The sequence below is a fragment of the Ewingella sp. CoE-038-23 genome, from assembly GCF_040419245.1.
In the GTDB taxonomy this organism is placed as follows: domain Bacteria; phylum Pseudomonadota; class Gammaproteobacteria; order Enterobacterales; family Enterobacteriaceae; genus Ewingella; species Ewingella allii.
The window spans coordinates 39,737-55,304 of the sequence record NZ_JAZHOH010000002.1 but is presented as its reverse complement, the minus strand read 5'-3'; the positions used below and the strand labels follow the sequence as shown (position 1 = coordinate 55,304).

The following is a 15,568-nucleotide window of genomic DNA, read 5'->3' as shown; positions in this document are numbered from 1 at the left end:
TTTCTGGCTTTGTGGGTCGTGCGGCTCTGGCGCGTCATCAAAGGGGTTGGGGTTTTGTTGTTCAGATTGTTCAGTCACGCGGTTCCCTCCGGGCTGTCATTATCGTGCAGTATTTCAAGCGACCAGGTATCCAGCTCGCTGCTGTTCAGTAACGGGGACTCCCCTTGATCGTCGGTTATCCCTTCAATCACCTCGCCTTTTCTATGCAGCCTGAAGCGTTGCTGGATCAAGATGTGGCCGGGGTCGTTGGGCGCATGCAGGCGAAACTGCTGGGCAAGTTGGCCCTCATTGAAGGAAGGTTTCACCTGATCGATACTGGCTTGTGACATGTAAGCGACATGCTGCGTTTTGAAAGAAATGTCGCCAGGCGCGATAACCTCCACCCTGCCATTCATGAGCCGAATACCCGCGCCGCCGCACATCAACAGCAACTCTTTTTGCGCGTTAAGGACAATCCGCCCCTGCGAACTGGTGAGGTTGATATCCTGACTGGCGACCTGAGTGATCTCCCCTTGCTGGGCAGTCAGCTTGATCGGGCCTTTGGCAGCGGTGAAGACCATCCCCGCCTTGCGTACCAGCACCGAGAACACGTCGCCTGCGGCCATGGTGAGTCGCCGAAAGGTATTAATATTCATATCCCGCTTGGCGGTGGATGCCAGATCTTCACCAGCATGCACCATCACGCTGGCCGGAGAGGTCACCGTCACACCGGCTTCACCGTGCATCGACAAGGTTGGCTTCTGTGCCTCGACAACCTGTTGGCGCAGCTCAGTCATGGATGACAGATCAGCCGCCGGGGTGTCGGCAATTTCCGCGCTGGCAGCAAGGGATCGCGCCAGCTGTAATGCTGACTCGAGCTGCGCGATGGTGGCGGCCATGTCATTTTGCTGGCCCGCGGCCTTGCTCTGCGGCTCGGTGGTGATATGAAAACTTTCTGCTGCTCGCAGGGCTGCCTGTTTATCAGTGCGAAGCTCGACCCCTTCGCCTCGTGGCTCTCCCTGCGCATTGACCAGATGGCCTAAATTCAGCTGACTCTTGCCGTATTCGGTAGCCAGCTTGATGTGCTCTTTGCCCGCCTTATCTTCCATGCGCAATTTGTTATTGCGCAATGTGCGGATCACGTTGCGGGTTGAGTTAAGGTCAGTGACCAAATCTGGATTGATTTCATCATGGAAGGCATGAGCAATATAAGGCCGTTCGGGGTCCCCCAGTTGGAAGCCTATGCCGACCTCGGTATTATCCAGCAAAGGGAAATGAATGCCGTATCGGTCACCGGCGTACTGGCGGCCAAGGCGCACCGGCATACTTTCCAGCCCCTTTTTCCATTCCGCTTTATCAAAATCAAACTGCACCCGATAGCGCCCAGTATTGTCAATTCTGGCCAGCTGATCGTTGAACTTTTGCCCGGATATTCTGGCGGGAATGGTGCCGCTAATCACTGGCCGCGTTATACGAGCCGGGCGAAAACAGACTCTCTCGTTGTAAGGGATCCCGGTTAGCTGGCATTGAAAACTGGATTGACGAGAGCCACTGAGCCGCATTTTCGTCACCACCATGGCGTCGCTAAACGCCTGCGGGATAACCCCTTCTATTTTGACTTCGGTACCCGGAACGATGCCAGGGTCGTCGGTGGTGGCGGTTAAGGTCGTCATGCCGTTGAGCGCCAGCTCGTTTCTCATTTTGGCGTAGTGCCAACTGGTTTCCGCCTGCTGATTTTTGCCAATCTTCCAGCGGTCGCCGCCTTCTAGATGGATATCACCATAGTGATATTCGCCGCCGTGGGTTAAATCCTCGTCACGAAGCGAGTCGGCTTGCTGATCCAGTTGGTGATAGCCTTTACTGGACACATAACTGTAGTTTCTGACATCAACAGAACCGGGGACAACAACATGTTTTGCCGCCAAATTCTGGATGCTATAACCCGCTGCGGCATTACCTGACGGGTTAGCCGCTGTGATTTTATGGTCAAACAGATAATTTGACTGAGAATCGCCAAATACCATGACCACAATATCAGCATGCTCAGCATGAGTCTCAAACCGGAACCATATGCCCACTTCTGCCAGCAATCGCCGGATAAAAGCCAGATCCGTTTCTCTCCACTGCACAATCATTTCGCGGCGCGGGTAAATGTAGCTGAGAGAATCAAAATTAATCTCATACCCCTCGAAACGGTGCTCCTTCAGGATGCTTTTGACCACTTCCGGAACGGACATATCCTGATAAATCGCACAACGCAGGCGAGTATCTAAGAGCGCCAGAGGGTGCTCCAGCACGGCTTCGTAAAGGGTTTCATCTACGCTGGTGCTGATACGTTCAAGTGAAGTGATCACGCCACAGATTTGGCGCAAGGCTGTCCATCGATTGGCCGTTTGTATCAAGCTTGACCAATCAGGATTGAACCCTCGCATTCTGAATGAGGCACTCTTTTTCAGCAAACTGGCTGCGGCTACGTCAGCCTCATTTGAGGTAAAGCGGATGCAATATCGGTAAGGTTTGCTGAGAGCTTCCTCGCCGTGGAAAGACTCCACGTCAGCGACAAATTCAGAGTGGGGGATATCTAATAGGTATTTATTCAGCGATTCTTCTGGAATAAATTTAGGTTGCGGAGGAGTTAGCGAGTATCCGTACATTGGCATCCCTTTTATTGCGTCGTTATCGTCACTGATAACGGAATTTGCTAAATCATAATAAATATACAATTATAACCCTAGCGTTTTCATAATTTAATTTCGATCAATTGTCACCCTACAAAATTACGTGCGAATTTTCCTAGAAAAGTGTGTGTTTTTATATTTAACCGCCTTCACCTTAAGAATTTTCTTGGGGAGTGGCGAATAGAGTGAACTATAAAGAGAGCCACAATGAGTCAATCATTTATTGTTATAGGTGATACCACCACCCACGGCGGCACAATATGCGAAGGTGAACCTCTACTGAGCATCGATGGCGCAGCGGCAGTATTGACCGGGCATAGATTCGATTGCCCCAAGTGCGGCGTGGAGGCCATGCTCATTGGCACCAGCCCTGTTTCAGTCTTGGGTAGGTCTCGCGTACTTGAAGGGGATGAAGCAACCTGCGGGGCGATTGCCTTACATTATGGCAGCGCCGTATCTGAAAGTTTTTATAAATAGTGGAATAGATCCCTTCGAGCGAGAATCAGAATTAAAATAGCGTAATGCGAAACTCAATGCGTTAATAATACTTAATCTATTAAATCATTCGAGTAAGTTGATACTTATTAAGCATGAAAACCGAAAAACGCATCTGGCCACATTCCCCCTACTTCTGTATAGCACTGGAATATCCTGAAATATTAAAGCAAGTAATGGCATGAGCGACATTATTTGCTACCCCCTGCTTTTGCTTTGCCAGCATACCTCTCATTCCGCCATCAGATTCAAGACAGCGTGCCAGCAGAAATAGAGTTTTGCACTTCCCCCATTTCCTCCTCGCGGTTGTGAATATAAGCTGTTGCGAAATCCCACCAGCAGCCACTCACAGGAACGCCCGATGTCATTGATGGAATTCACTTTTGTTTCGCAACCCGGCCGGGTTGTTTTTGGTCAGGGCACGCTGAGTCAACTGGGCGAGGAGCTGGACCGGCTGGGCGCGGCTCGCGTGCTGATTTTGTCGACAGCGGGGCAACGCCCGCAGGCGGAGAATATCGCCGCACGACTCGGCAACCTCGCCGCGGGCATTTTCGACAAGGCGGTGATGCATGTGCCCATTGAGACAGCCCGCGAGGCCCGCGACGTGGCACGCAGCCTCGGTGCTGATTGTGCAATTGCGATTGGCGGTGGTTCCACGACCGGCCTTGGCAAAGCCATTGCGTTGGAATCCGGCTTGCCAATTTTAGCCATCCCCACTACCTATTCCGGCTCGGAAATGACCCCGGTTTATGGGCTGACCGAGAAAGGCGTCAAGCGGACCGGCAAAGACTCGCGCGTTTTGCCCAAAACCGTGATTTACGACCCCACGCTGACTTTGCAGCTTCCCGTCGAACTCTCAGTCACCAGCGGCATCAACGCCATCGCCCACGCGGCTGAAGGTCTGTACGCACAAGACGGCAACCCGGTGATGTCGCTCATGGCCGAAGAGGGTATTCGCGCCTTGGCCCAAGGGCTGCGCAAGGTGGTCGAGCAGCCCCAAGACCTTGCCGCTCGCGGCGACTGCCTTTATGGCGCGTGGCTGTGCGGCACCGTGCTTGGCAACGTTGGCATGGCCTTGCACCATAAGCTTTGCCACACCTTGGGCGGCAGCTTCAATCTGCCTCATGCCCCGACTCACACTGTCGTGCTGCCCCACGCACTGGCCTACAACGCGGCACAAACCCCAGAAGCTTCAAAACGCATCTGTCGGGCTTTAGGAATTGAAGGCGCCAATGCCGCACGGGCAATCTACGATCTGGCCGCCTCACTGGGCGCGCCGCTGTCGCTAAAAGCATTAGGAATGAAAGAGGCCGAATTAGACCGCGCGACTGACATCGCGCTCGCCAATCCATACTGGAACCCAAGGCCGGTCGAGCGCGAAGCTGTGCGCGAACTGTTACAAGATGCGTTTGCGGGCAATCGACCATAACGTGATCTACATCTCAAAAGCTGGCGCGCTGCCGCCAGCCTATTTTGTAGACTTTCCCCGCCGATCTTGACCCTCGCTCACTTCACCTCGCTAGCCAGTTCCGCTGTTACGAACTGCCCGTCATCGCCCCTCATTATCGCAAAATCGCTATTGCAGGTTTTGGTTACACCTTGTTGAAAATGCACACTTTTAGCTCAACTAGTATGGCAGTTGATTTTCTGCCTTGTGACCAGTGATAGCACGAGGTTTACGACCCCAGCGATGGGTCAACACTGCCCTGCAAAAATAAAAAACCGGAGATATGAGTCAAGATGCAGAACCTCGATGAACACACCATCACGCAGGAAGTTATCTCGCGAATGGCAGGAACGGAAGATCAGCGTTTACACCACGTTTTCAGCAGTTTGATACAGCATCTGCACGACTTCGCCAGAGAAGTGCACCTCACCGAGCAAGAGTGGGAAAAAGGCATCGAATTTTTGACCAGCGTGGGCCAAGCCTGTAGCCCGGTGCGGCAGGAGTTTATTCTGCTTTCTGACATCCTCGGATTCTCGACGCTGGTCACCGCGCAGAATCACCGCAAGCCGCAAGGCTGCACCGAAGCCACGGTTTTCGGCCCGTTCCACGTGGCTGATGCCCCGGCCATTGAGCCGTGGGGGAATATTTCGCCCAATATGCCCGGCAAGCCGTGGTTTGTCAGTGGCACGGTAAAAGGGTTGGATGGCGAAGTTGTCCCCAACGCAATGCTGGAAGTGTGGCAAGCCGATGAAGAAGGTTTCTACGACGTGCAAAAACCCGACCTTGAAGCAGCCCAAGGCCGCGGCATTATCAGGGCCGATGCACAGGGCTATTTTAACTTTCAAACCATCGTGCCCGTGGCCTATCCAATCCCCGACGATGGCCCGGTAGGTAGGGTGCTACGAGCACTCGATCGCCACCCTTGGCGCCCTGCTCACCTGCACTTTATGGTCCACGCCGACGGCTACCAAAGACTGGTTACTCATATTTTCAAACAAGGAGATGAATATCTGGATTCCGACGCCGTGTTTGGCGTGCGCTCATCGCTGATTGAAGAGTGGGTAATGCATTATGCGGGCATCGCGCCAGATGGCAGCTATTCAGCACAACCTTTCTGCACGCTGAACTTTGATATTGTCCTCAATCCAAGCTCGGCTGAGGTTAATTAACGCAAAAAAGCCAAGGGACAATTCCCTTGGCTTTTGTTTTTATGCGCTAAATCGCGAGAAATCTTACTGGCCGACTTTGCCTGTAATGCCATAGCGCGGAGCAGGTTTGGCATTGGAGAATTTTGCCGAGATCGCGCGGCGACCGGCTTCCCATGCTTGCCAGTCCTCGCCGTCGTGCAGAGAAGGAATGGTCACCAGTTCGCCTTTATCCAAGCCCGCCAGCGCGGCGTCAACCATGTCGGCCGCGCTCATGGTGCTGGCTGACTCTTTCTGCTTGGCGTAGCCCGCCACGTCCCAAAACTCTGTCGCGGTGGCCGCTGGCAGTACGGTTTGGATACGCACGCCTTTGTCAGCAAGGTCACGTTGCAAGGTATGGCCGAAGCTCAACACGTAAGATTTTGAGGCGCTGTACACCCCATTCAGCGCTTCAACCGCAATGGCTACCGCCGAGCTGATATTAATAATGGTGCCGCTCCCCTTGGTAGCAAAATTCGGCGCAACGGCGTAGGTCAGGCGAGTCAGCGCGGTGATGTTAAGCGCGATCATCGCTTCCATCTCATCAACATCGCTGTTCAGCACGGAAGCCACCGAACCGATACCGGCATTGTTGACCAGCATGCTGATGCTCTTATCTTCGCGCAGCAGGCTCTCAACCTGACGCAGCCCGGCTTTATCATTAAGGTCGGCGACCACCGTGGTGACCGAGCGACCGGTGTCAGCACTCAGGCGTTCGGCCAGCGCCTTTAGACGCTCGCCGTTGCGGGCAACCAAAATCAGGTCATAACCGCGTTTTGCCAAACGATCTGCGTAAATTGCACCGATGCCCGCAGAGGCTCCGGTGATCAGTGCTTTGCCTTTCTGGGAAGTTGTAGCATTGCTCATTTCATCATCTCTCTTTTCATAGGGTAGCCCGCAAAATGTCGGGAATGGGGCTATTCTGCTCCCTACCCGAGCCAGCCTCAATGACGTATATGCCACGTTTTAGGACATTGTTTTTGCCCTCTGGCACAACAGAAATATCTGTTTTATGCTTAATGCAATGAATTACGCCACTTCAATAAGAAGGGAATGATGCACACTGTTGGCTTTGTTGTTTTTGCGGACTTTCAGGCTCTGGGACTCGCCGTCTCCAGCGTGTTTGAATACACCAATATTTTGCGTGGCGAAAAAGTCTACCAGTTCAAGCTCGTCTCCGAGGCGGGCGGCCCGGTGATGACCTCGCAAAGCTTCTCCGTCAACACTGAGCGCCTCAGAGACTCCACCTACGACACCCTGATTGTTGCCGGGGACAATGAGTGCAACTTGCCGCCGCAGAGCTTGCTGGATTATCTGCATAACGCGCCCAACGAAAGCCGACGGGTCACGGCGATTTGTACCGGAGCTTTTATTCTCGCGGCGGCCGGGCTGCTGGATGACAAGCGCGCCACCACCCACTGGATGCACGCGCAGAGATTCAGAAAAGAGTACCCCTACGTCATGCTCGACGAAGACCGTATTTTCGTTACCGACGGGCAAATCTGGACGTCGGCCGGAATGACGGCGGGTATTGACCTCGCACTGGCTATCGTCGAGAAGGATTTTGGATTGGACACCGCGCGTCAGGTTGCGCGCAAGCTGGTGGTGTACCAGCGTCGTGGCGGCGGGCAGTCGCAATTCTCCGCGCTATTGGAGCTGGATGCTAAATCTGATCGCATCCAAATGGCGCTCTCCTACGCCAAAGAGAATCTGAATTCCGACCTGTCGGTAGAATCGCTGGCCGAGGCCGCGAGTATCAGCCCGCGCCACTTCAGCCGGGTATTTCGCGAGGAGACCGGGCAGTCTCCGGCGAAGGCCATCGAGCGGCTGCGGGTTGAGGCCGCACGCCTGATGATGGAAACCACCAATCATCCTATTGAAATCATCGCGCGAGAAACCGGCTTCGGCGACCGCGAAAGAATGCGCCAAGCCTTTCTCCGCGCCTTCGGCATGCCGCCGCAGGCCATTAAACGCACTTCCAGCGGGGCGGTTTCTTAGCCCCAACTGAGGTTTTGGGGTTACAGAAGCTCGATGCCGAAACGACGCACTACCAGAGCAAACAGCCCAAAAAGTATGGTCGTCATCACCACGCAAACGCCAAGCGTGGGCCAGAACCCCAACCGTGAAAGCAGTGCAGGAAAAACCAGAAACATCGGCAGCGTCGGGATCACATACCAAAAGGTATACCAGGCATGATTGGCAATTTTCTCCATCGGTTGCTTTTCGACATACAGCCAAACCAAGGCAAGAAGGGTGATCAGCGGCAAAGCCGCCACAAAACCGCCGAACTTGTCGCTGCGTTTTGCCGCTTCAGAAACCGCCACCACGACAGCCGCGGTCAGGATGTACTTTGTGATGATCCAGAGCATATGCCCTCCGGTAACCCTTCGATTGATCAACGCCTTAAAGCTGCCAGCGGCGCAAACGCGGCCTCAGACAGTCAGCCTCAAAGATATTTAGTGATCTCTTTGAATTCGCGGATCACATCCGGCGACACTTCCCAATTGGCCTTTACGGCATGGTCCAGGCAGTGGTCGAGATGGTCATGGATCAGCGTCTTTTTGGCATTGCTCACCGCTTTTTCAACCGCCTGCAGCTGCTGGGCGATATCAAGACAGGTTCTTCCGCTTTCCAGCATGGTTATCACGCTGTTGAGATGGCCCGTCGCGCGTTTTAAACGTTTGATGATCTCTGGGTGGGTTTCGTGCAAATGCATATTTTATCCTATCGGGGGGGATAGGATGAGAGTAGATGATTTCTGTTTTGGATGCACTGAATTTCGACCCATTTTCGTTCGAACAGACTTTTGAGGAGGGGTCACTGCTTCCTATCAGCTTGCACAGCAGATGAATACGCGATAAACAATATAAATTATCTATAGTTTTGGAATGTATTTTAAATAATCAAAGGCATTTAAATAAAATTTCGGATTTTTTTGCAATTCACTTCAAAGTAATTCAGCGGGAATTATCAAATAGTATTATTTCACATAACAAAGGAGTTGTTTATGAAAGTATTAGAATCCTCTCAACTTGATGGAATCTCGGGTGGCGGTGGCCGTAATGATAGTGCAGCCCAGCGTGGAACGCGTAATAGAAACAACTCAAGAGGCGGGCGCAATAATGGCGACTATTATTCCAGACATACCAATCCTAACTGCGTTAATGGCGTATTTACCGGAATGCTAGGCGGTCTTCCAGGCGTTGCTGTTGGTGCTTTTAAAGGAGGTTGCTTTGATAGTGGCAATAAAGGTGGCGGCAATGTTGGCATGGGTAAAGGTGGCAATAAAGGCGGTGTGGGGAACTGCGCAGGCAAGAACGGCTCCGGTGGCTGTAGCTGGTAAAAACCTGTTAAAACAGTAGTAAACCCTATTTTTCAGCTCATGGTAAAACGGTATGTATCAATTAATTCGCGCAGTGTTTGTCTTCATCGGATTCACCTTAGCCACTTGTTTTCTCGGCGGTGCCGGAGTGACTTTTACTCACGGTTACAATGCCCCAAGAGAATTATCAATAATTATCGTTACGGTGGTTTTCTTAGGGTGTTTCATTCTGGCTGCTAACTTCTTGGTTAAATACCTGTTTGCTGAGAAATTTAAAAAAATAAAATAGGTCAATTTTTAGGGTATTGCTCCAGAAAATATATTTTTCCGGAGCAATTATTTAATGGAATAAGTTACTCGTTTATTTAACTTGCCGCCTATTGAATTGAAAGCAGAGATCATTGGATACTTGGATCAAATAGCTGATTCTCGCTAACATAGAGAATTAACCGATTCAACGAAGACAGAGGTCGCTATGGATGAAATCACTTTCCCTGAGTTTCTAAAGGTTGAGCTGCGGGTGGGTAAAATCGTTAAGGCCGAGGCGTTCCCCAAGGCCAGAAACCCTTCTTACATTCTGCACGTCGACTTTGGTGAAGAGCTGGGCGTGCGCAAGAGCAGCGCGCAGATAACCAAGCACTACCGGCTTGAAGAGTTGGTGGGTAAAAAGGTGGTGGCGGTGGTGAATTTCCCCAAAAAGCAGATTGGCCCGATCCAGTCAGAGTGTCTGGTGACCGGCTTCCACGACCAGAATGGCGACGTAGTGCTGTGCGTCCCCGACGGCGACGTGCCGCTGGGGACCAAGCTGCTTTAATTGGCCGCCGGTTACCCCCGAGCCTTGCACTGGGTTGCCATTAGGCCCGGAAAGATCTTCTTCGCCGTGGGTTTATCGACGGCGATTTGGATCTCCTGCATGGCTAGCTCGGTCTGCACGGTGGCGGTGCTGACTTTGGTGCCATTAACATAAAAATTCAGGCTCTGATGCAGATGGTCACGCGTCACCTGTGCCATGCGGTTCACCGCCTTATCTTGCAGCTTAATTTCCAGCAGCACGCTGCCCGGATTCACATTATCCTCTTCCAACACCCGCAGGTTTAACGCTTTGAAATCACAGGCTGAATCAAAGCGCAGCTCGGCATTTTTGCTGGCTGCCATGGTCGGCGATATGGCTAAAAGGCTACTAATCATTAGCGAATATGAGATGAAATGGCGCATAGAGTGAATCCCTTCTGTTGGTCATGATATCGCGTTAATAAGCGTTAAAATCTGGCAGGGGCGGTGATTGCCGTCAAGCGGGTCCCGCCCGCTGTGACTCTTTCACCAACCCTAAAATCACCTCTCGCACCCAGCGCTGCCCGGCGTGGCCGTGGTTGCGCTCGTGCCAAATCATGCTGACCTCGAACTGTTCCGCTAGCCAGGGGACTTCGGCCTGCGCGAGCCGTTCCGTCATCACCTGCTGTAGCAGCCGCCGGGGAACCAGCGCAACCAGATTGCTGATGGCGACGATTTGCGGCACGAAAAGGAAGGACGCCGCCGACATCACCACCCGGCGCTCAAGACCAAAGGTCGCCAGCGCTTCGTCGATTGGGGTAGTAAAACCGCCGCCGGAGGGGGAAACAATCACCTGCTCCAGCTGGGCAAATGCCTCCATGCTCAACTCGGCACTGAGTGCCGGATGCCCGCGCCGCCCCACCAGCACATAGTCTTCATCAAACAAGTGGCGGGTTCGCAGCTGGGCGTATCGGCTCTCCGGCGTGGCAATCGCCAAATCAATCTCGCCGCTGGCCAGCTGCTGTTCCAGCTGTTCTGGGGCATAGTGGCGCAGCGCAATGCGCACGCCCGGCGCCCGTTGGCGCAGAGCCAGCACCAGCGGCATCGCCACGGCGGCCTGAATGTAGTCGGTGCAGGCGATGGTCAGGGTCAGCTGCGCGCTCTGCGGATGAAAGTCTTTATGAGTTTGCAGCATGCGCCGCAGCTGGTCCAAAGCATCACGCAGTGGCCCCAGCAGCTCGAGCGCCTTGTCGGTGGGCGTCATGCCGCGCCGGGCAGGCACCAGCAGTGGGTCATCAAACATCTCGCGCAGGCGATTGAGCTGCGCGCTGACCGCGGGCTGGCTGAGGTTGAGCCGCGCCGCCGCCTTAGTGACGTTCTGTTCGGCAAGCAGGGCTTCAAAGGTAACCAGCAGGTTGAGATCAATGCGCGTGGTATCCATCAGATGGATTCCTTAATATAAATTAATCGATTTCTGTTATCGCTGAGTTCTGCTGATAATGCAAGTTCACCCCCATTATCAGGCAGGAAAAGTCGATGAACTCTTCTCATAAACCCCTTATTACCGTAGTCGGTGCGCTGAGTAAGCAGGGCCGCAGCGTGGTGCAAACCCTGCTGCAAAGTCAGCGTTATCAGGTGCGAGCGTTAACTCGCCGCGTGGACTCCCCCGAGGCGCAGGAGCTGGCCCGTCAAGGTGCCGAGTTGGTAGCTGTGCCCCTCGAGTTAGGCCACAAAACGCAGTTTGTTGAGGCGTTTAAAGGCGCGCGGGCCGCCTTTCTGATGACGCCGCCCATTGCGCCGGATGCTGATTATGCTGAAAGCGACGAAGCCCCGCTGGGCAAAGAGCTGGCCGACGCTGCCGTCGAGGCGGGCGTGGAGCATATCGTTTTCACCGCGCTGGAAAATGTCGAAAGTATTACCGCAGGCAAAAAGTGGGTGCCGCACTTCACCGATAAAGGCCGGGTCGAGGAGTATATCCGCGCCCTGCCGGTCACCAGCTCCTTCATCTATATGGCATTCTTTTACACCAATATTTTGGAGTATTACCAGCCGCACCTTCAGGGCGACACCCTGATTTTCCCCCTGTATTTACCCGAAAATCACCGCGCGCCCTTTGTCGATCCCCTGACCGCCACCGGGCCAGCGGTGCTAGAGATCTTGGATCATCGCGAGAAATACGCGGGCCTGTCATTGCCGGTGATTGGCGAATTCCTCTCGCCCAGGGAGATTGTCGACACCTTTAGCCGCGTGACCGGTATCAAGGCGGCCTACAGCTCGGCCTTTACCCGTGAAGAGTTGGTGCAACATTTCCCGTCATTCGCCGGAATGAATGCGCTGGTTGATGAAGTGGTGGGCATGGCCGAATACGCCGTGGAGTATGGCTATTATCGCCCGGACCGCGACCTTGAGTGGAGCCGGCGCATCAATCCCGCCAGCCTGACGTGGGAACAATTTCTGAAGACCACCGGCTGGCAAGGGGAAGGCACCACCTTCGGGCGGCCTCACGGCTAGGCTGCACGTTTGACGCAAAATGTCGCAAAAGGTGCAACAAAAGTGGCAAATGCGCCTTGATGATCGCCCCTGCGCACCAATCTGGCGCAGGGGTAAATGCCTCGCACTCCCCCCAATATGGCAAACAGCAAAACACTCAGAACTATTTTTCGCCTCTGGTGAATCATTTAAATCACCCACCTAATCCCCCTGCCACTTTTTAGGCTTTCCGCACAAAAAATATCCAGCCGATTTTGATTCAACTGTTTCACTCTGGAAAAAATTTGGCATGGCCGTTGCAACCATCATGAGAGAGACATCGATGGCGAGGCCCTATGGAACAGCAAGCATTGGTTCAGATAATCAAAGATCAGTATGAGTCTTTACCCAAGCAGGTAAGGCTGGTGGCAAGCTTTGTGCTGAATTACCCGCAGGAAGTGGCGGTGATGTCGATGCGTGAACAGGCCAAGCTGGCCGGGCTTCCTCCTTCGACCATGACGCGTTTCGCCAAGCGATTGGGCTTTTCCGGCTATGACGACGTTCGCGAGATTTTTATCAATGCCTTGCGCAATAAAGGTAATGAATACAGCTCCAGAGTGTCGGCGCTGGTCGAAATGAAACAGAAGGTCGGCGAAAGCTCACTGGTGCTGGATTTGGCGAACACCACCATCTCCCACATTCAGTCGCTGTGTCAGGCCAGCAATCTGGCCTCCATTGTCAGCGCGGCCAAGACTCTGTCGCAGGCGCGCAATATTTATTGCGTGGGCATGCGCGCCTCTTTCTCCATCGCCTTTCATTTTTATCACGTGGCGTCCTACTTCCAGAACAACCTGATTTTGGTGGAAGGGGCCGGTGAAAGCGGCCTGATGACCCTGATGCACAGCATCGGCCCGAAAGACGTACTGCTGGTTTGCAGTCTTTCACCCTATTCGCGCCGCGCCGTGGTGTTGACCCGATATATGGCGCAGCAAAAGGCCAAAATCGTCGCCATCACGGATGACGCCAGTTCGCCCGTCGCGCGTTTGGCGAGTGACACCATTTTGGTCCAGAAGCAGACCACCTCGTTTTTCGACGCCATGACGCCGGCTTTTTTAGTCAGCGAACTCTTATCCACGCTGATGGCGGCCACGGCGAAAGTCGATGTCCGCGCCTGCGTGACCGACACCGAAGAGAAGCTGTGGCTGATGGGCGAATGGTGGAGTCACAAATAGATCTTACCCGGCCCTTAGCAACCCTAATTGATAGGAAATAAAGATGAGCGTTTACAAACCAGAACTGACCACCGCACCGAAACATGGCCACAAAAGCCTGCTCTATTCAGAAGTCGTTAGCGACCTGAATACTCTGGATTCCGTGGATATCGCCGTGCTCGGCATTCCTTATGGCTCGCCGTATTCGATTGATGAAGTGACCAACGATCAGACCAACGCCCCGACCGCCGTGCGTCAGGCGACCGACCGCGCCGTGCGCAGCATTGAGCGTTATGACTTTGATATCGGCGGCCCGCTGATGGACAACCAGCCTATCCGCATGGTCGATTGCGGCGACATCGCCGGTGACGCCCGCCAGCTCAACGGCCATTACGACGCGGCAGAAACCGTGGTGCGCAAAATCCTCTCCCTCGGCGGCATGCCGCTGATTATCGGCGGCGACCACGGCGTGCCGATCCCGGTACTGCGCGCACTGGACGGCATCGGCCCTATTACCCTGATTCAAATCGATTCCCACCTGGACTGGCGTCAGGAGGTGAATGGCGTGACCGACGGCTACTCCAGTCCTATCCGCCGCGCCTCTGAAATGGCTCACGTCGGCGAAATCTTCCAAATCGGCCTGCGTGCCAACGGCTCCGCGCGTCAGGAAGAAGTAGACGCCGCGCTGGCCTACGGCGCCCACCTGATCACCGCCCATGAGCTGCATGACGAAGGCGTCGAGGCTATTCTCAGCCGCATTCCCGACGGCGGCAATTACTACCTGACCATGGATGCCGACGGCATCGACCCGACCATCATGCCCGCCGTGGCTGGCCCGGCGCTGGGCGGCGTGACCTACAGCGAAGCGCGCAAACTGATCCACGGATTGGTGAAGAAGGGCCGCGTGGTGGGAATGGATATCGTTGAAATCACTCCGAAAAAAGACCTCAACGGCATTACCGCCATCACCGCCTGCCGGTTCTTCGTCAACCTGATTGGCATGGCCGTGCGGGCCGGATACTTCAATAAATTAAGCGCCAAATAAGAGTAAAGCGTCAACACCAGAGAGCCTTCATCGGCCCAACTTATAAGCGCAGCCGACTGCGCAATAAAACCATTCATCACTTCACTACACAGGATAACCGCAATGAAAACTCGTCGTGTACTTGCTGCTTATGTCCTACCTGTCTTAATCGGCGCGGCCAGCGCCATGTTTAGCCTGAGCGCCAGCGCCGAAAACGTGCTGGATAAAGTGATGGCGGCTAAAAACCTGCGCGTCGCCATTCCGGTGGACTACCCGCCGTACGGCTATGTCGGCGCTTCTATGGAGCCGGAAGGCATTGACGTCGACGTCGCTAAGCTGATTGGTCAAAAGCTAGGAGTAAAAGTCACCTTAATTCCCGTCACCGCGCCGAACCGCGTGCCTTACCTGCAAACCGGCAAGGCCGATATGACTATCTCCTCATTAGGCAAAACCGCAGAACGCGCCAAAGTGATTGATTTCAGTATTGCCTATGCGCCGTTCTTCGACGCGGTGTTCGGCAGCAGCAAGCAGGACATCACCACTTTCGCCCAGTTAGCGGGCAAAAAGGTCGGGGTGACGCGCGGCTCAATGGAAGACCAAGAGCTGACCAGCCAGTCGCCAAACGCCATTCCTCAGCGTTTTGAAGATAACAACAGCACAGTGGCGGCTTATCTCTCCGGGCAGACGCAGTTTATGGCGATTGGCACCCCGGTGGCGGGCTCCATGATGAAAAAGGACCCGAAGCTCGACCTGCATATGAAAGTGATGTTGGCCAACTCGCCGTGCTACGTCGGCATGCCCAAGGACCAGCCACAGCTGGTTGCTAAGGTGAATGACATTATCCGCGCCGCCAAGGCAGACGGCACGCTGGATAAGCTTTCTGAGAAATGGCTGGGCGGTCCGGCAGGCAACTTACCGGAATAACCCGCAGTAATTCCCCCTGCCGCACTGCGCTGGCGGGGGAGTGAAACGCCACTATCGGGCATTT

17 protein-coding genes are annotated in these 15,568 nt (G+C 54.0%); 11 read left to right on the top strand and 6 right to left on the bottom strand.

What is annotated here, in order from left to right; genetic code table 11:
- Positions 1-74: 74 nt before the first annotated feature.
- A complete protein-coding gene (locus V2154_RS22635) occupies positions 75-2,633 on the bottom strand; it encodes a type VI secretion system Vgr family protein (RefSeq protein WP_353504114.1) in 2,559 nt (852 codons plus the stop codon).
- Between the two features lie 231 nt (positions 2,634-2,864).
- Here V2154_RS22635 and V2154_RS22630 point away from each other — a divergent pair, with 231 nt between their 5' ends.
- From V2154_RS22630 to V2154_RS22620, 3 genes are all read left to right on the top strand, one after another.
- Positions 2,865-3,134: a PAAR domain-containing protein gene (locus V2154_RS22630; RefSeq protein ID WP_353504113.1), complete on the top strand. Its 270-nt coding sequence runs from the start codon at positions 2,865-2,867 to the stop codon at positions 3,132-3,134.
- Between the two features lie 379 nt (positions 3,135-3,513).
- Positions 3,514-4,581 (top strand): maleylacetate reductase, encoded by a 1,068-nt coding sequence (locus tag V2154_RS22625; protein ID WP_353504112.1) that lies wholly within the window; start codon positions 3,514-3,516, stop codon positions 4,579-4,581.
- A gap of 311 nt (positions 4,582-4,892) precedes the next feature.
- Positions 4,893-5,768 carry an intradiol ring-cleavage dioxygenase gene (locus V2154_RS22620; RefSeq protein WP_353504111.1) on the top strand — a complete coding sequence of 292 codons (876 nt, stop codon included), beginning with the start codon at positions 4,893-4,895 and terminating at the stop codon, positions 5,766-5,768.
- 63 nt (positions 5,769-5,831) lie between these two features.
- On the opposite strand, the gene V2154_RS22615 is transcribed toward V2154_RS22620, so the two are convergent.
- Positions 5,832-6,650, bottom strand: coding sequence for an SDR family NAD(P)-dependent oxidoreductase (locus V2154_RS22615; protein ID WP_353504110.1), 819 nt, complete (start codon positions 6,648-6,650; stop codon positions 5,832-5,834).
- 189 nt (positions 6,651-6,839) lie between these two features.
- On the opposite strand from V2154_RS22615, the gene V2154_RS22610 reads away from it, so the two are divergent.
- Positions 6,840-7,781, top strand: coding sequence for a GlxA family transcriptional regulator (locus V2154_RS22610; RefSeq protein WP_437342048.1), 942 nt, complete (start codon positions 6,840-6,842; stop codon positions 7,779-7,781).
- Positions 7,782-7,801: 20 nt separating this feature from the next.
- Here the strand turns inward: V2154_RS22610 and V2154_RS22605 are convergent, their stop codons facing one another.
- A complete protein-coding gene (locus V2154_RS22605) occupies positions 7,802-8,152 on the bottom strand; it encodes a DUF3147 family protein (RefSeq protein ID WP_353504108.1) in 351 nt (116 codons plus the stop codon).
- Positions 8,153-8,229: 77 nt separating this feature from the next.
- Complete coding sequence (locus tag V2154_RS22600) at positions 8,230-8,499, bottom strand: metal-sensing transcriptional repressor (RefSeq protein ID WP_353504107.1); 270 nt, start codon at positions 8,497-8,499, stop codon at positions 8,230-8,232.
- Between the two features lie 291 nt (positions 8,500-8,790).
- Here V2154_RS22600 and V2154_RS22595 point away from each other — a divergent pair, with 291 nt between their 5' ends.
- The 3 genes from V2154_RS22595 to V2154_RS22585 all read left to right on the top strand — a co-directional run bounded on the left by V2154_RS22595 (position 8,791) and on the right by V2154_RS22585 (position 9,919).
- Entirely contained in the window at positions 8,791-9,126 is a 336-nt protein-coding gene (locus tag V2154_RS22595) for a hypothetical protein (RefSeq protein WP_353504106.1), read from the top strand.
- A 52-nt stretch (positions 9,127-9,178) separates the two neighbouring features.
- Complete coding sequence (locus V2154_RS22590; protein ID WP_353504105.1) at positions 9,179-9,394, top strand: hypothetical protein; 216 nt, start codon at positions 9,179-9,181, stop codon at positions 9,392-9,394.
- A gap of 186 nt (positions 9,395-9,580) precedes the next feature.
- On the top strand, positions 9,581-9,919 hold the full coding sequence (locus tag V2154_RS22585) for a tRNA-binding protein (protein WP_353504104.1): 339 nt from the start codon (positions 9,581-9,583) through the stop codon (positions 9,917-9,919).
- An 11-nt stretch (positions 9,920-9,930) separates the two neighbouring features.
- Here V2154_RS22585 and V2154_RS22580 read toward each other — a convergent pair whose 3' ends face one another.
- Together V2154_RS22580 and V2154_RS22575 are read right to left on the bottom strand one after the other, a co-directional pair.
- Positions 9,931-10,320 (bottom strand): hypothetical protein, encoded by a 390-nt coding sequence (locus tag V2154_RS22580; RefSeq protein WP_353504103.1) that lies wholly within the window; start codon positions 10,318-10,320, stop codon positions 9,931-9,933.
- A 73-nt stretch (positions 10,321-10,393) separates the two neighbouring features.
- Positions 10,394-11,317 (bottom strand): LysR family transcriptional regulator, encoded by a 924-nt coding sequence (locus tag V2154_RS22575; protein ID WP_353504102.1) that lies wholly within the window; start codon positions 11,315-11,317, stop codon positions 10,394-10,396.
- 95 nt (positions 11,318-11,412) lie between these two features.
- On the opposite strand from V2154_RS22575, the gene V2154_RS22570 reads away from it, so the two are divergent.
- The 4 genes from V2154_RS22570 to V2154_RS22555 all read left to right on the top strand — a co-directional run bounded on the left by V2154_RS22570 (position 11,413) and on the right by V2154_RS22555 (position 15,504).
- Entirely contained in the window at positions 11,413-12,387 is a 975-nt protein-coding gene (locus V2154_RS22570) for an NmrA/HSCARG family protein (protein ID WP_353504101.1), read from the top strand.
- A gap of 314 nt (positions 12,388-12,701) precedes the next feature.
- Positions 12,702-13,577 carry a MurR/RpiR family transcriptional regulator gene (locus V2154_RS22565; protein WP_353504100.1) on the top strand — a complete coding sequence of 292 codons (876 nt, stop codon included), beginning with the start codon at positions 12,702-12,704 and terminating at the stop codon, positions 13,575-13,577.
- 43 nt (positions 13,578-13,620) lie between these two features.
- The gene (locus tag V2154_RS22560) at positions 13,621-14,601 is read left to right on the top strand and encodes an agmatinase (RefSeq protein ID WP_353504099.1); all 981 of its coding nucleotides are present in this window, start codon (positions 13,621-13,623) and stop codon (positions 14,599-14,601) included.
- A gap of 102 nt (positions 14,602-14,703) precedes the next feature.
- Entirely contained in the window at positions 14,704-15,504 is an 801-nt protein-coding gene (locus V2154_RS22555) for a transporter substrate-binding domain-containing protein (protein ID WP_353504098.1), read from the top strand.
- Positions 15,505-15,568 lie beyond the last annotated feature (64 nt).

Coding starts and splice junctions, on each gene's coding strand:
- V2154_RS22635 (WP_353504114.1), bottom strand. CDS start 2,633: ATGTACGGATACTCGCTAACTCCTCCGCAACCTAAATTTATTCCAGAA.
- V2154_RS22630 (WP_353504113.1), top strand. CDS start 2,865: ATGAGTCAATCATTTATTGTTATAGGTGATACCACCACCCACGGCGGC.
- V2154_RS22625 (WP_353504112.1), top strand. CDS start 3,514: ATGTCATTGATGGAATTCACTTTTGTTTCGCAACCCGGCCGGGTTGTT.
- V2154_RS22620 (WP_353504111.1), top strand. CDS start 4,893: ATGCAGAACCTCGATGAACACACCATCACGCAGGAAGTTATCTCGCGA.
- V2154_RS22615 (WP_353504110.1), bottom strand. CDS start 6,650: ATGAGCAATGCTACAACTTCCCAGAAAGGCAAAGCACTGATCACCGGA.
- V2154_RS22610 (WP_437342048.1), top strand. CDS start 6,840: ATGCACACTGTTGGCTTTGTTGTTTTTGCGGACTTTCAGGCTCTGGGA.
- V2154_RS22605 (WP_353504108.1), bottom strand. CDS start 8,152: ATGCTCTGGATCATCACAAAGTACATCCTGACCGCGGCTGTCGTGGTG.
- V2154_RS22600 (WP_353504107.1), bottom strand. CDS start 8,499: ATGCATTTGCACGAAACCCACCCAGAGATCATCAAACGTTTAAAACGC.
- V2154_RS22595 (WP_353504106.1), top strand. CDS start 8,791: ATGAAAGTATTAGAATCCTCTCAACTTGATGGAATCTCGGGTGGCGGT.
- V2154_RS22590 (WP_353504105.1), top strand. CDS start 9,179: ATGTATCAATTAATTCGCGCAGTGTTTGTCTTCATCGGATTCACCTTA.
- V2154_RS22585 (WP_353504104.1), top strand. CDS start 9,581: ATGGATGAAATCACTTTCCCTGAGTTTCTAAAGGTTGAGCTGCGGGTG.
- V2154_RS22580 (WP_353504103.1), bottom strand. CDS start 10,320: ATGCGCCATTTCATCTCATATTCGCTAATGATTAGTAGCCTTTTAGCC.
- V2154_RS22575 (WP_353504102.1), bottom strand. CDS start 11,317: ATGGATACCACGCGCATTGATCTCAACCTGCTGGTTACCTTTGAAGCC.
- V2154_RS22570 (WP_353504101.1), top strand. CDS start 11,413: ATGAACTCTTCTCATAAACCCCTTATTACCGTAGTCGGTGCGCTGAGT.
- V2154_RS22565 (WP_353504100.1), top strand. CDS start 12,702: ATGGAACAGCAAGCATTGGTTCAGATAATCAAAGATCAGTATGAGTCT.
- V2154_RS22560 (WP_353504099.1), top strand. CDS start 13,621: ATGAGCGTTTACAAACCAGAACTGACCACCGCACCGAAACATGGCCAC.
- V2154_RS22555 (WP_353504098.1), top strand. CDS start 14,704: ATGAAAACTCGTCGTGTACTTGCTGCTTATGTCCTACCTGTCTTAATC.